This is a genomic window from Bradyrhizobium sp. Tv2a-2 (assembly GCF_000472425.1).
Taxonomy (GTDB): Bacteria; Pseudomonadota; Alphaproteobacteria; order Rhizobiales; family Xanthobacteraceae; genus Bradyrhizobium.
The window spans coordinates 176,825-191,903 of sequence record NZ_AXAI01000002.1; the positions used below are offsets into that span (position 1 = coordinate 176,825).

Below are 15,079 nucleotides of genomic sequence, written 5' to 3' on the forward strand. Positions count from 1 at the left end.
AAGAACCGGTCTTGCGCATTTGATGAAGACCGATTCCGGTGGCGGCGCCGCAGTCGGCCTCTGCAGCCGGGAATCAGTCTTCAAGTCGGCGCGCCGCTTCGCGTTGCGATACATTACCATCCAAGACGGCTCGGACACTGTCGGACTCAGGTTCGGCCGCGTTCGCGGCACCGGCCGAGACATCTGCCGCTCAAGCGATCTGCCACTTGGGCGGCGATCAAGCCGATTACCTTCTCTTCGTGCGCAGGTTCTCGGATTGGTGACGCCGATCATGAAGCGTCAGCTACGCGGTGGCATTGCCTCGTACAATGAATTGACCGGATGATCGCACCATGCGCTCCCGTCAGCGCGGGAGATATCGGGTGATTGCCTGAGCATGCATCGGGAATTACCCACCTCTTGATAACCGCAATCGCATCCCGCTGCACCGGGTGGATTTACCGATATCTGCAGTTGGTCCTCTCGGCAAAAATACGGAAGGCGCAGCCGTCGGAAATACTGACTTCCGGCGAAATTGTCGCAACTGGAAGGGCTTCTGGGATGCGTGGCAGCCGAACAAGGCCTCGACAAGTCGTTTCCCTGGCGCTTGTAGCAACGGCTTGCTCACTGATGTTGGCGTCCTGCGGCCGGGAAGCGGAAACGGAAGCTGCGCCTCCGCCACGCCCGGTTCGGACCACGACGGTGGAGAAGCGGGAGAGCTCGATTCCGCTGACCTTCACCGGGCGCATCGAGGCCGAGGACGAGGTGACCGTGGCTTTCCGGATTTCGGGACGGCTGCTCGCGAACGATACCAAGATTGGTGATCGGGTTGAGGCTGGACAGCTGCTGGCACAACTGGAATCGCAGAACGAGCTCAACACTTTGCGGCAGGCACAGGCGGCCCTTGGCGCTGCGCAAGGCCAGTTGACGCAAGCGCGTAATCATTACGAACGTCAAGAAACGTTGTTGGCGCAGGGGTGGACCACGCGCGCCAATTTCGACGTGGCGACGCAGGCACAACAAACTGCCCAGTCGCAAGTCGAGGCGGCGGAGGCTCAACTGAACACGGCCCACGACCTCGTCAGTTTCACCGAACTCAGAGCCGACGCACCGGGCAAGATCACCGCAACAGGTCCATCTGCCGGCGAGGTTGTTCAGGCCGGGCAGATGATTGCCAGGATTGCGCGGCAAGGCGGCCGTGACGCGGTGTTCGATGTTTCCGCTCAGTTGGTCAGATCCGCCTCAATCAATCAGCAGGTCATTGTCAGTCTGGCGGACGATCCGAAAGTGACCGCGCGAGGACGCATTCGTCAGATCGGGGCGCAAGCCGATCCCGTCACGCGAACGTTCGAAGTTAAGGTCGGCCTGACGGATCCCCCGGCAGCCATGCAGCTCGGCGCGACCGTGAACGGGCGGGTCGAAACCAGTTCGGGGCCAGTGATCGAAATACCGGCGACGGCATTGACGCGGATGAATCAGCAACCGGCCGTATGGATCGTCGATCCGTCGACCAACATGGTTTCGGTACGCAATGTGGATGTCCTGCGGTTCGACCAGGCGCAGGTGACCATTTCGCAGGGCCTGGACGCGGGAGAGATTATCGTTACCGCGGGCGTTCAGGCACTTCATCCGGGTCAAAAAGTACGCCTGCTCGGGTCAGAGCCATGAGCAGAATTAACCTGTCCGATTGGGCAATGAAGCACCGCTCGTTGGTCGTCTATATGATGATCATCGCGGTGGTTGCCGGTGTACTGTCCTATTTCCGGTTGGGACGCAACGAGGATCCCGCCTTCATCATCAAGACCATGGTCGTCCAGGCCGCCTGGCCCGGCGCTTCGGTGGAAGAGACGATGAAGCAGGTCACGGAGCGCCTCGAACGTTCCCTGCAGGAAACACCTCATCTCGACTTCCTTCGAAGCTTCACGCGAGCCGGTGTCGCAACCATCTTTGTGAACCTGAAGGGCAGCGCCAACGCGAGGGAAGTCTCCGACACCTGGTACCATGTGCGGAAGACCGTCGGAGACATGCGTCATACGCTGCCCGCCGGCGTGATCGGACCCGGCTTTAATGACGAGTTCGGGGATACGTTCGGCATTATCTATGGCTTTACAAGCGATGGCTTTGGTCAGCGTGAGCTGCGCGATCGGGTCGAAGACATTCGCTCGAAGCTGCTTCTCGTGCCCGATGTGTCAAAGATCGAGCTTTTGGGCGCACAGGATGAGGTGATCTTCGTCGAATTCTCGACCAGGGAGCTGGCGACGCTCGGCGTTGATCGATCCGCTCTCATCGCTGCGCTGCAGTCCCAAAATATCGTCCGGCCGGCGGGAGTGATACAGACCAGCTCGGAAAGCATTTCGCTTCGCGTGTCGGGGAGCTTCCAGTCCGAGCAGGACATAGCAAACATCAATTTTACCGCCGGCGGACGCATGCTTCGACTGAGCGATATCGCGCGCGTCCGGCGCGGTTATGCCGACCCTCCCCAGCCGATGTTTCGAGTCAACGGCAAACCGGCAATAGGGCTTGCAATCGCCATGCGGGATGGCGGCGACATTCTGGCGCTCGGTGCCAATATCAGACGGGCGATGGCGCAAATCACCGCGGATCTCCCCATCGGAATCGAACCCAGCCTGGTCGCGGACCAGCCAGTTGTGGTCGATCAGGCTATCCGCGAGTTTATGGTCTCGCTCATACAGGCGATCGCCATAATCATGGCAGTGAGCTTCGTCAGCCTCGGCGTGCGGCCCGGCCTGATCATCGCGCTCGCGATACCGTTCACGCTGGCGATTGTCTTTCCGATCATGGGGCTCGTCCACATCGATATGCAGCGAATATCGCTTGGCGCGCTTATCATCGCACTTGCGTTGCTGGTTGACGACGCGATGACGACGACCGACGCCACGCTCACGCGGCTGGCGGAGGGGGCCAGCAAGATCGAGGCCGCAACGTTTGCATACCAGACTCATGCCACGGCGATGCTCGCAGGCACGCTGGTGACGATCGCAGGTTTCATACCGGTGGGCTTTGCGGCGAGCTCGGCCGGCGAATATACGTTTTCGCTCTTCGCCGTGGTGACAATCGCATTGCTGGTTTCCTGGTTCGTCGCCGTTGTTTTCACGCCATTGCTGGGAGCAGTCATTCTCGTTCCGCCCAGGAGGGAGAGCGCGGCAGCGCCGGGAAGAATCTTCCGTATGTATCGGAGCTTCCTGACCTCCGCCATGCGCGCGAAATGGCTGACGATCGCAGTCTCGCTGGCGCTGTTCGTTGCTTCCTTTCTCGGGCTGTCATTGATCCCGCGGCAGTTCTTTCCATCGTCGGATCGTCCGGAGTTGCTCGTGGACATCAGCCTTCCGCAGAATGCTTCGATCTACGCGAGCGAGGCAGCGGCGAAGCGCCTTGACGCGGCGCTCTCGGCCGATGCCGATGTGGCGCGGTGGAGCACCTACGTTGGACGCGGCGCCATTCGCTTCTATTTGCCCCTCAATGTTCAGCTCCCGAACGATTTCTTCACACAGGCCGTCGTTGTCGCGAAGGATGTCGCCGCACGCGAGCGCCTGCATTTGAAGCTCGACAAGCTGCTGGCGCAGGAATTCCCAAAAGCCATTGCGTTCGTTTCTCCGCTTGAACTTGGACCGCCGGTCGGATGGCCGGTGCAGTATCGCGTCAGCGGACCAGACGTGGAACGGGTACGTGAGATTGCGCTGAAGGTCGGACAGATCGTCGCCAGCAATCCGGACGCGAAGCAGGTGAATTTCGATTGGATGGAGCCCGATCGCCAGGTACGCATTCGCGTTGATCAAAACGAGGCGCGGCTTCTCGGTCTCAGTTCACAGGCGATCGCGACCGTCCTGAACGCCGTCATATCCGGTACGCCCATCACCCAGGTTCGTGACGATATCTATCTGGTCAATGTGGTGGCGCGCGCAACCGACGAGCAGCGAGTCTCGCTTGATAGTCTCCGCACTCTGCAGGTGCCACTGCCCGGTGGACAGACCGTTCCTCTGAGCCAGTTTGCCTCTTTTGAATACGATCAGGAGTTTCCGCTGATCTGGAGGCGTGATCGCATTCCTACCCTCACGGTCCAGGCGGCGATCGTCGGTGACAAATTGCCGGAGAGCGTGGTTGATTCGCTGTCGCCGGCGATCGAGAAACTCAGAAAGAGCCTGCCTCCCTCATACGGAGTGGTCGTCGGCGGCACGGTGGAAGAAAGCCGGAAATCGCAGGCCTCTGTGCTGGCTGTGGTGCCCGTGATGTTGTTGGTCATGTTCACGGTCCTCATGGTGCAGCTGCAAAGCTTTTCGAAGCTTTTCATGGTCCTGAGCGTGGCGCCGCTCGGTCTGATCGGTGTTGTCGCAGCATTGCTGCTTTCCGGCAGGCCCCTGGGCTTTGTCGCCATTCTCGGCGTGCTCGCGCTTCTCGGCATGATCAGCAAGAACGCGGTCATTCTGATCGGCCAGATCGATGCCGAACGGGCCTTGGGCAAGTCTCCCTGGGAGGCTGCGGTGGATGCCAGCAGCTCCCGCTTTCGACCCATCATGCTAACGGCCGTTTCGACCGTCCTTGGGATGATTCCGATTGCACCAACCGTGTTCTGGGGACCGATGGCATTCGCGATCATGGGCGGCTTGCTGGTTGCGACGGTCCTTACGCTTGTCTTCCTGCCGACGCTTTACGTGACCTGGTTCGGCGAAAAAGGACTAGCCGCCCCTTCCGCGCAGCAGACGCCTTAACAGGGCGAGGCCAGATCGACTCGAAGAATCCTGACCCGACACTGGGTGTAGTCACCGCCGCCGCTCGAACCAAGGATAAGCTGAACATCTTTGGGAGCGAAAACGAGAACAAGGTGCCCGCGGCAGCGCTTTGGCTGACCAACATCATGGTCCAACTCTTTGTCAGCCGGTTTCGTTGAAAACGTGCGGCGTGGATGGAGGTGTTGAAGCACAATATCGCGAGATTTGGTCGTTCCAGCCATGCCTGACCGAGGGCACGATCGCGTATATTCAGTAAATTCGCCTGCAAATCTGGGGGTTTTGTGGGATAACCCTTCGAATGACGATCAGTATCCTGAGGTAAATTTGCTGCCGTTGATCGCCAGACAGGTGCCGCGCCGTAACACAGGAACGACGCAGTGAAGCGCATCGTGATTGCCGATGATCATGAGGTCGTACGTTCTGGGCTCCGAGCAATCGTTGAATCTCACTCTGACTGGACCGTCAGTGGAGAAGCGACCAACGGCGAACAGGCGGTCGCGTTGACGCTTGAGACCAGGTCGGACGTCGTGATCGTCGACTATTCGATGCCGCTGATGAACGGCATCGAGGTCAGCCGCCGCCTCAAGTCGCTCCATCCGCGCACCGAAGTGCTGATTCTGACGATGCACGAAAACGAGGAGCTGCTGACCGAGGCCCTTCTGGCCGGTGTACGCGGGTTCCTGTTCAAGTCGGACGCCAGGAAGCACTTGATTTCCGCAATCGAGGCGCTGCTTGACGGCAGACCCTACTTCACCAGCGTCCTGCTGGAGAAGTTACTGCACGACTACCAGAACAACAGGCAGAACAAATTGGATATGTTGCTCACGCCGCGTGAGCAGAGCGTCGTCCAACTCATTGCGGAAGGACACACCAACAGGTCGATCAGCGCCGTCCTGAAGCTGAGCGTGAAGACGGTCGAGACTCATCGCGCGTCTGCAATGCGCAAGCTTGGCATGTCGTCGACGGCCGAGCTTGTCCGCTACGCCATTCGCAAGAAGCTCGTCAGTCCTTGATGGCGCCTTCAACGACCGCGGCGCTATCCTCCGTGAGTATCAAGACGTGCAAGGAAATGCAGCACGAGCTGCACGATATCGTCGGTCGCTTCGTCGAGTGCGAAATGCCCGGCTTCCAGGATGTGAACTTCCGCCTTCGGCACGTCGTCGGCATAGGCCGTGGCACCCGCGAGGGTGAAAGACGGGTCATATTTGCCCCACACCACCAGCATTGGCGGCTGCATATCGCGAAGCCACTTCTGCCAGCGCGGATAGGACGCAACGTTGGTCCGGTAATCCAGGAACGGCGTGGTCTGTATGTCCGCATGGCCCGGCCGCGTGAGAAATGCGTACTCGTCTGTCCATGTGTCCGGATCGTAGCGATCAGGATGCGGACTGGAGCCAGGCGTTAGCTCGGCTGGACCAACCATCGGGAGTGGCCGGACGGCGCCGCGATCATCTGGATGCGCGGAGCCGCAGGCGAGGCGCCAGCTCAATTCAGGGCGCCCAAGAACTGCTTCGCAACGACCAGATCGCGGGTCGAGAGGCCCTCCTGGTATCTTGCCACAAGGGGGGCGATCAGCGCCCGTGCGTCTCCGCTTCGCCCGCTCCTTTGCCAGATGCGGCCGAGGCTGACCGCGCCACGCAGCTCCCAGCCGAGGGCGAACTGCTTGCGCGACAAGGCCAGCGACTTCTGTAGACAGGTTTCGGCCTCCGCGGCGTTCCCTGAAAGGTCCAGTATGTCACCCTTGACCCGGAGCATTTCCGGCATGTCGAAGGACTCCCCGCGATCGCCGCAGTGGGCAATGGCGGCATCGATCGTGCTTAGTGCGTCCTCGATCCGGTTCTGGAGAGTGAGGCCCTCGGCCAGCGCCGTCGCGAACACGGTGATCATGATCCGATGGCGCGTGGCGTGCAATGTCGCCTGGCTGCGGCGAAGATGTTCGAGGCCGCTGGCGATGTCTCCGCGCCGCAGCAGAAGCTCACCCTTTTGCCCGATGCCCACGGCGTGATAAGGACCGAGAAAGTGCTGCGCGGCATGATCGATCAGCCTCTCGATCAGGCTTTCGGCCTGGTCCCAGTCGCCGACCCACAGGAAAACATAGATCGTCCAGATCAGCGCGATGCCGAGCGTCAGCGGTTGTTCAAGCTGTTCTGCCTCTCGAACGGTATATCGAGCCGCCGCGATTGCCTGGTCGGGCCGGCCGGTGAGCCATAACCCGCGAGCGAGGGCGACCAGGGCAACGATGCGATCGTCGTAACCGAGATGTCCGATATCAAGCCGCTGCGAGCGCGCATTATGCACCATCGCGCTTTCGCAGAATGCGACGGCCTTGTCTTGATTGCCGATCAGGTGATGTGCCACGCCCAGCATCCACTCGACATTCACGGTGCTGGTCGGGTCGTTGAGCTTCCTGGCGACGGTCTCTCCTTGCTGGCCAGTCCCGAGCGCGCCGTGAAAATCTCCGACCCGCGTCAGGTAGATGTGCAACCCGCGCAGCAGCCAGAGCTGCCAATGCAGATCGTCGAGCGTCCTGGCCAGATGCAGGCTTCGTGTGAACGCGGACTGGACGGCCTCCGTATTGCCCTGCGTGAACATCACGGAGACGCCGAGCGCCGCCTGCAACGTCATTTCCTGACGGTCATCTGTCGATGTCGCATCGAGAGATGCGAGCGCCCGTTGGGTCCAGGTGTAGCACTCCGTCAACAACGACATCTCAAGAAATAACTGGGCTGCGGAGGCGGCCAGAGTGACGCCAGTTGCGTGATCGCCACGGTCGGAGAAACTCCAGGTCAGCGCGGCCCGCACGTTGGGCAAGTGCTCGGCATAGGCAAGAAAGCCGCCGGCGTTTTGCAGCCCGGCCGATTTGAGGGAAATGTCCTGCAGGAAATCGCGGAAATATTCGGCATGCGCGCGTGCGACTCGATGTGCTTCGCCAGTCTCCGCCAGTTTATCGGCCACGAAGGCGCGGGTCGTATCGAGCAGCCGATATCTCAATCGCCGCTCAGTCGGAGACGTCGCGATGAGGCTCTTGGAGAGCAGGTTCGAAAGCGCCTCTACCGCGTCGGGCTCAATGACGCCCTGACTGGCCGCGATCGCAACGGCCGCTTCCAGCGTGAACGACCCGACGAACACCGACAGGCCGCGCAACGTGGCGCTTTCCGTCGCCGAAAGCAGGTCGTAACTCCACGCGAGCGCCGCGCTGAGCGTCTGATGCCGTGGGATAGCCGTGCGCCGTCCTTGCCAAAGTAGGGAGAAGCGACTGTCGAGCAGCGAGGCGATACCGGCGATGCCATACGCATTGACCCGTCCGGCGGCAAGCTCGATCGCAAGCGCGATACCGTCCAGGCGCCGGCATATTTCGGCGACCAGCGGGACCTCGTCCTCGCCGAGCTTGAATTCGCTTAAGCTCTCCGTGATGCGGTCGATGAAGAGCTGTGCTGCCGGATAGGCAAGGACGTCAGCTGCACTCAGCCCGTGGCGCTGCGGTGGGCAATCCAGTGGAAAGAGACGAAAGACCCGTTCGCCTTCCGTGCGGAACGACTCCCGACTGGTTGCAAGAACGTGGACCTCCGGCACCTCCCGAACAATGCGTTCGGCCAGCGGCGCCAGCGCATCGAGCAGATGCTCGCAGCTGTCAAGGATCAGCAGCATTTTGCGGCTGCGCAGGTAAGTCAGCAGGCCAGGCACGGGGTCGTCGGAGTTGACGGTCAGTTCAAGCGCGGACGCGATGGTGCCAGGAACGAGCCTGGCATCCCTCAGGGCGCCGAAATCGATGAAGATAGCCTGTCCGCCGAAATCAGGAAGCTGGCGATGTGCGACGGCGACGGCGACCGAGGTCTTGCCGATGCCCCCGGGACCGACGATGGTTACAAAGCGATGCCGCGAAAGCCCGGTCGAGATCTGTTCGATGTCCTCGCGTCGCCCGACCATGCCTGCGAGCGGCGAGGGGAGGGCGCGAGGGAAGGATACCGTGCCAGTCGCCTGCGTCCCTGAGGAGGTGCGCACGAGAGGAGCAGCGAGGCAATAGCCGCGTCCGGGTACATTGACGACGTAACGACCACCTGCGGCGCCATCTCCCAAGGCTTTGCGCAAAGCCGCGACGTGGAAGCGCAGGCTGCCTTCGTCCACATTCACGTCAGCCCATACTCTCTTGGCCAACTCTCTCTTGTCGACGACTTCGCCGGCATGCTCGGCAAGGGCGATGAGAATGTCGAGCGCACGGCCGCCAATGTGAAGCGGGGTGCCAGTCTTCTCTAGCAACCGCGACTTCGGAAACAGTTGAAATGGCCCAAAGGATATGGCCGGGCCATGGTTCTGATTGTCTGGCACGCCGATGTCACAATGAAAGGGAAGCCCGGAGATTGCTGTTCTGGTCTAGCAGAAGCAGGCCGCGAGTAAACTGGTGGAGAGTAGCGAGTTCGTTTCCGCATTCTCCAAACCGGCCGCTATTGTCAGACGGTGGTCATCAAATTGTACTTACAGCGTAATGGCTTAACGGGTTTCCGGAGGAGTTGCCAGGTGCCGGTTCCAATGGGATGGGGGTGCGCGGCAGGGCGTCAAGTGCTTCACATCATAACAAAATCTTGCAACGTCTAACGAGCCAAAGCCGAGCGTTTCCCGCAGTATCGGCTTCGAACAAACCGAACAGGGAAGATCATGATGCTTGGCTTCGGCTCTCGACCAAATGACAACATCGCTCAACCCCATCAAGGAGCCAACATTGACGAGCAGGCGAACGATTGGGAGCTCGTGCTTCGCGAAAGCCATCACCGGATGAAGAACACGCTGACGCTGCTCGGTGCGTCAGTGCGGCGCGATTTCGCGCGGTCTGGATCGACCGACCTGTCCGTCGCGGTTGATCGGTTCGAAGGGCGCGTTGTGGCCTTTGGGAGGCTCTATCGGCTCCTGTCTGACGATGCTGATAGCAGCCGACTTCCGGTCGCCGCATTCTTCGAGACATTGTGCGGTGCTCTGTCGGAGGCGATTCTGGAGCCAGCCGGCATCCGCTGCGAGGCGGCGATCGAAGATGGGACCCTCGCAGGATGGAAGTGTCATCGCCTCGCGCTGATGCTGACCGAGTTGGTCACGAACGCGGCCAAGCATGCTTTTCCCAACCGTAGCGGCGGAATTATCCGCATCCAGATCGCAGCTCGCGAGGGCTGTTGGCACTGCACGGTGGCGGACAACGGTGCCGGCGTGACCGGTTCTCTTCAAGGCACCGGCGGTCGTATCATGGAAGGCCTCGCCCGAAGCATTCGGGCTCAGGTTCACGGCGAGGCGAGCCGGAGCGGAACAAGGGTGACAATCGTGGTGCCTGCGTTGGATTAGAGCCGGCCAAACCTCGAGAACCGGCTGGGCTTCCATGTCGGACAGCTTGGCGGCTGACACACATTCGGCCGGGCTGGAGAAAGTGATATAGAGCGATCCGTAGTTGTCTCGATCAAGTGGAGCAAAGCAATGACGACAGAGCGCGCGGTCCTCGCCGGAGGATGCTTCTGGGGTATGCAGGATCTGATCCGCAAGCAGCCGGGCGTGATCTCCACACGCGTCGGCTATACCGGCGGCGAGGTGAGGAACGCGACTTATCGAAACCACGAAGGCCATGCCGAGGCGATCGAGATCATTTTCGATCCTGCAAAGACAAGCTACCGAACATTGCTGGAGTTCTTCTTCCAGATCCACGATCCGACCACGCTCAATCGTCAGGGTAACGACTGGGGAACGAGCTACCGCTCGGCGATTTTCTATACGACGGACGAGCAGAGAAGGATCGCCGAAGACACGATCGCGGACGTCGATGCGTCGCATCTGTGGCCCGGTAAGGCTGTCACCGAAGTCAGCCCCGCGGGCGACTTCTGGGAAGCCGAGCCGGAGCACCAGGATTATCTCGAGCGCTATCCGGACGGCTACACCTGTCACTTTGTCCGGCCCAACTGGAGGCTGCCGCGGCGGGCAGCAGCTGCGGGAGGCTAGCCATGACCTAGGAATACTGGATCAGCTTCTATTCTGATCCCTCGGCTTCAAGCGATTGAGCGAGGGTCTTGATACCGCCGACCTGAGAGTTGTCGAACGCCTGCTGACCACGTTGCGTTAACTTCGCCTCAGGACCGGAGCTGCGCGATCAATTCACGCGTGGCCCGCATGTCGGCAATGTCAGATCCCTCCTTGAACGACCCATACACGTTTTCGAGAATCTCCAGAGCCGCTCCATTCTGGTCGAGTCCGATCTTGAACCGTGCGATGCTGATCGCGCATCTCAACTCCCAGAAGCGTGCGCCCTGTTGCCCTGCGATTTCGATAGCCTCGCCAAAGCACTCATCGGCGAGAGCCGAATGCCGGTCCTCTCTCAGCAACAGCTCTCCTTTGATGCGGATCAACTCCGGGAGATACCAGCGCTCCTGCCTGTTCTTACAGCGTGTCAACACGTCATCGATCACTTCAAGGCCGCGATCAACCTGTTGAGCTTCTCCAAAGCATGCCGCGAGCTCGCCCAGCAAAGGAAGAAAGCGGGGTAGGAAACGGGTGTCCCCGGCGTTATCGAGCTGTTCACGCAGCAGGAGCAGGCCCGTCTCGATGTTCCCGCGCTTCGCCGAGACGATCGCGTTGAAGGCGCGGGCCCAAATCGCCCAAGGCCGTATTGCGTGGCGTTCAGCATGTTCAAGCAGTTCGGTGGCATAGCTTTCCGCGCCATCGAAATCACCGGACAGAAAAGCAATCGGGCAGGCGGCCTGTCCCAACACGCTGCAGAAAGTCAGCGCGTGGCCGGCCATTCGCCCTTCTTCGATGTTTCTTGCGACGAGTTCGAGGGCCTGATCTGCCAGACCTTGTAGCCACAGTATGCGGGCGCGGAAGTATTGTGTCGAAGTCCGGAGATCGAGTGGAAATATCTTGGGTTTGTCAGCCAGCACATGCAGCGAGGCGTGCACCCTGTCGATACGGATCCGAGCGGCCGCCTGGTCACCAAGATAATGCAGCGCGACCGCCATGAGCCTATCGCCCAGCATGAGATCTGTCTTGTCGGGAGACTCCGTTGCCGCGCTTGTGAATCGCTCGGCGAGCGCCCGTGCCTCCCCGAACTCTCCATTGTTGAACTGATCAATGCACAGTCCCCATAGTGCGCGCAGCCGGAAATCATTGTCGTTAAGCCGATCCGCCAATCCAAGTGTGGCCTCGAGGATCGGGCGCGCTTCCCGCGCGCGGCCCTGTCCATACATCAGCGACAATCCCAGCGCCGCCAGCAGGTGCATGCGCACTCGGTCGCCGTCAGCGGTTTCGCCAAGTGCTGCCAGTGCCGTTCTGGTCCGCTCGCGGCATTCGGCGAACAACGACAGGCGTACCCAGAGCGTAACGGCGGCCCCTGTCAGTGCGATTCCAAGCGGCGCGTCGCCGTCGCGCGAGAAAGCCCAGTCCAGCGCCGCGCGCACATTGTCCAACTCCGGGCCGTAGATGCTGAGCCAGGCCGGCAACGGAAGCGACGTTTCGGTTCCCGCACGATCGAACAGGTCTCGGAAATACTCGGCGTGCCGCCGCGCAAGCCGCCGAGCCTCGCCAATGTCCTCGAGCTTACCATGCGCGTATGTGCGTGTCGTATCCAGCAGCCGATACCGCATCACCTGTGCGCCGGAAGGCGCAATCAGCGATTTCGTGACCAGACTGTCAATCGCCTCGATGGCCTCCGACGCACTCAGCCCGCCGCCGCTGGCGACCGCGGCAGCGGCTTGCAGCGTGAACGGCCCGACGAATATCGACAGTCCTCGCAAGGTGGCGCTTTCTGTCGCGGACAACAGGTTGTAGCTCCAGTCAAGCGCAGCGCTGAGCGTCTGGTGTCGCGGGACGGCCGTACGCCGTCCCCGCCATTGCAGCGAAAAGCGACTGTCGAGGAGAGACGCCGTGCCCGCGATGCCATATGCATTGACGCGTCCCGCCGCGAGTTCGATCGCAAGAGCGATGCCGTCGAGACGGCGGCAGATATCCGCGACGAGGGGCGCTTCTTCCGCGCTGAGCTCAAACCGCCCCGTGCTTCGGGCGACGCGTTCGGCGAAGAGTTGAGCCGCCGGATAGGAAAGGACGTCGGCAGCAGTCAAGTTCTCGTCCTGGGGCGGACAATCCAGCGGGAAGAGCCGAAAAAGCCGCTCGCCATCGCTGCGGAATGACTCCCGGCTCGTTGCAAGAACATGAAGCTGCGGCACGTCGCGAACAATGCGCTCGGTCAAGGGCGCCAGCGTATCCAACACATGCTCGCAACTGTCAAAGATGAGGAGCAGCGGCCCGGATCGCAAGTATGTCAGCAGGCCCGGTACCGGATCTTCCGAACTGCCAGTCAACCCGAGTGCGGACGCGATCGTGGTTTCGACGAGGTTGGAATCCCGCAGCGTTCCGAAATCGACAAAGAAAACCTGTCCTTTGAAGTCGGCGAGCCGGCGATGTCCCACGGCAACGGCCACTGCGGTCTTGCCGATGCCACCCGGGCCGACGACGGTTATAAAGCGGTGAAGCGACAGTCCGGTTGAGATCTTCTCAATGACCTCCGCTCGGCCGATCATCTTCGCCGGCGGAGGCGGAAGCGACCGGGAGGCAGCCACATGAGCCTGGGACGCGCCCGAAGGTGCGGCGGCGAGTGGTGCAACAAAGCAGTAGCCGCGCCCGGGAACATTGACGACATGACGGGCGCCTTTACTGCTGTCGCCGAGCACCTTGCGCAACGCCGTGATGTGGAAGCGGAGGCTGCCCTCGTCCACATTTACGTCGCCCCAAACTCGCTTCACCAATTCCCGCTTTTCGATGACTTCGCCCGCTTGCTCGGCAAGGACGATGAGAATGTCGAGTGCACGTCCTCCGATCTGAAGAGGAGCGCCATCCTTCTCCAACAACCGCAAGTTCGGAAGCAGGCGGAACGATCCAAAGGAAATGGCCGAGTTTTGATTATGCTTGTCTGGCACGCGCCACTGCCCCCTCTCAAAAGGGAGTCACATTTGCTTTTTGGTCTATCAGAACAATGCCTTAAGTGACAAACTGCGGGGAACGGATTGCGCGCCTCTAGAATTTGCCGAGTTCCGGAACAGGATATGCTTTCGCTTTCGCGGCGACAATTTATCAATAGGGCTGGGTGTGCGGGCGCGCTTGCCGTTATTCCGCGCAATGGAAGATCTGGCGATTACCCATCCCGTCCCATTCGACTGGTGATCCCTTACGCGGCCGGTGGATCGGGCGACCAGATCGGGCGTCCTTGGGTGGACAAAATCGCATTCCGGCTTGGTCCGGCCTTTGTCGAGAACGTCGGCGGTGCGGGCGGTGCGATCGGGGCTGCGGCGGTCGCACGCGAGCAGCCCGACGGCTATTCGCTGCTTCTGGGTAATGGCAGCACCCAGGTCATTATTCCGCTGGCATCGCCAAATCCCGGCTATGCGATCAGTGATTTTCGGGCCATTTACCGTCTCGTCAGCAGCGCGCTCGTTTTCGCAGTTCATCCCTCGGTGCCGGCTCACAATCTGCGAGATCTGATCGCCTACGCGAAGGCCAATCCTGGCAAGCTTTCCTATGGCACGCCCGGGGTTGGCACCGGCAATCATCTCGTCGGCGAATTGTTCAAGCAGCAGGCGGGCGCGCCGGCTATCGTCCACGTTCCCTATCGAGGAATCGCGCCGGCAACCAACGACCTGGTCAGCGGTCAGATCCCGCTGATCATCGCAGTCATGTCGATCCAATTGCAGCAACTGAGCCAGGCCGGCAAGATGCGACTGCTCGCGGTGACAACCGAGAGGCGCTTGATCGGTGCGCCGGAGATACCGACCGCGGTCGAATCGGGCATGCCGGATCTGATATATGAAGGATGGTTCGGCCTTTTTGCACCCAGGTTGACCGAGGATGCGATCGTAGACCGGATCGCCCAGGAAACGCGTGCGGCAATGGCCGACATGGTTCTGCAGGCTGCGTATCGCTCCCAGGGCATGGAGCCGGACAGCGATTCGGGTCCAGACAAATTTCAACGAATTGTCGAGGCGACGTCGGCGAGCTTGGCGCCCGTGATCAAGTCGATCGGGCTTAAGTCCTTGTGAGAGATGTTGCGTATGGGCCTGCTTCGCGGTCGGCTCGCATTATGGCCGGGCCTTCCGTCGCTACCTTGCGATTGTTCGTTCAGGCGTTAGTTAGCACCCCGAACCCTTGTCATGAGCGCCCCGGAGTGGCAAACCCTTTCGCGTTTATGCAGGGCGAGGCTCGTGCCGCGACTGGCCGAGACATGTTACATTAGGCCGTTCCATCGGCTGACGAAGTTCAATTCGAGACTGCGGTGTCATAAACACGCGCGTAAGAGTTGATCGATTTGCCGAAGGTCCTGTGACGAAGTGTTGAGGTCG

The 15,079-nt window shown here is 60.7% G+C and carries 8 protein-coding genes and 2 pseudogenes; 7 read left to right on the forward strand and 3 right to left on the reverse strand.

Features of this window, described 5'->3' with window-relative positions; all coding sequences use genetic code 11:
* Nucleotides 1-540 precede the first annotated feature (540 nt).
* The 4 genes and pseudogenes from A3AI_RS0104355 to A3AI_RS0104365 all read left to right on the forward strand — a co-directional run bounded on the left by A3AI_RS0104355 (nucleotide 541) and on the right by A3AI_RS0104365 (nucleotide 5,740).
* Nucleotides 541-1,647, forward strand: a complete 1,107-nt coding sequence (locus A3AI_RS0104355; RefSeq protein ID WP_024514395.1) for an efflux RND transporter periplasmic adaptor subunit — start codon at nucleotides 541-543, stop codon at nucleotides 1,645-1,647.
* On the forward strand, nucleotides 1,644-4,706 hold the full coding sequence (locus tag A3AI_RS0104360; protein ID WP_024514396.1) for an efflux RND transporter permease subunit: 3,063 nt from the start codon (nucleotides 1,644-1,646) through the stop codon (nucleotides 4,704-4,706). Before A3AI_RS0104355 ends, A3AI_RS0104360 begins: the two co-directional genes overlap by 4 nt.
* Nucleotides 4,707-4,753: 47 nt before the next feature.
* Nucleotides 4,754-4,870, forward strand: a pseudogene (locus A3AI_RS49220) (amino acid APC transporter); the annotation flags it as partial.
* A 234-nt stretch (nucleotides 4,871-5,104) separates the two neighbouring features.
* Nucleotides 5,105-5,740 carry a response regulator gene (locus A3AI_RS0104365; protein ID WP_024514397.1) on the forward strand — a complete coding sequence of 212 codons (636 nt, stop codon included), beginning with the start codon at nucleotides 5,105-5,107 and terminating at the stop codon, nucleotides 5,738-5,740.
* A gap of 23 nt (nucleotides 5,741-5,763) precedes the next feature.
* Here A3AI_RS0104365 and A3AI_RS42165 read toward each other — a convergent pair.
* Both A3AI_RS42165 and A3AI_RS0104375 read right to left on the reverse strand, forming a co-directional pair.
* Nucleotides 5,764-6,123: pseudogene (locus A3AI_RS42165) on the reverse strand (alpha/beta fold hydrolase); the annotation flags it as partial.
* 89 nt (nucleotides 6,124-6,212) lie between these two features.
* The gene (locus tag A3AI_RS0104375; RefSeq protein ID WP_024514399.1) at nucleotides 6,213-9,053 is read right to left on the reverse strand and encodes an ATP-binding protein; all 2,841 of its coding nucleotides are present in this window, start codon (nucleotides 9,051-9,053) and stop codon (nucleotides 6,213-6,215) included.
* Between the two features lie 330 nt (nucleotides 9,054-9,383).
* Between A3AI_RS0104375 and A3AI_RS0104380 the strand changes: the two genes are divergently transcribed.
* A complete protein-coding gene (locus A3AI_RS0104380; protein ID WP_024514400.1) occupies nucleotides 9,384-10,052 on the forward strand; it encodes a sensor histidine kinase in 669 nt (222 codons plus the stop codon).
* A 129-nt stretch (nucleotides 10,053-10,181) separates the two neighbouring features.
* Nucleotides 10,182-10,697: a peptide-methionine (S)-S-oxide reductase MsrA gene (gene msrA, locus A3AI_RS0104385; RefSeq protein WP_024514401.1), complete on the forward strand. Its 516-nt coding sequence runs from the start codon at nucleotides 10,182-10,184 to the stop codon at nucleotides 10,695-10,697.
* 128 nt (nucleotides 10,698-10,825) lie between these two features.
* On the opposite strand, the gene A3AI_RS0104390 is transcribed toward msrA, so the two are convergent.
* Nucleotides 10,826-13,663, reverse strand: a complete 2,838-nt coding sequence (locus A3AI_RS0104390) for an ATP-binding protein (RefSeq protein ID WP_024514402.1) — start codon at nucleotides 13,661-13,663, stop codon at nucleotides 10,826-10,828.
* Between the two features lie 126 nt (nucleotides 13,664-13,789).
* Between A3AI_RS0104390 and A3AI_RS0104395 the strand changes: the two genes are divergently transcribed.
* Nucleotides 13,790-14,779, forward strand: a complete 990-nt coding sequence (locus A3AI_RS0104395) for a Bug family tripartite tricarboxylate transporter substrate binding protein (protein WP_024514403.1) — start codon at nucleotides 13,790-13,792, stop codon at nucleotides 14,777-14,779.
* Nucleotides 14,780-15,079 lie beyond the last annotated feature (300 nt).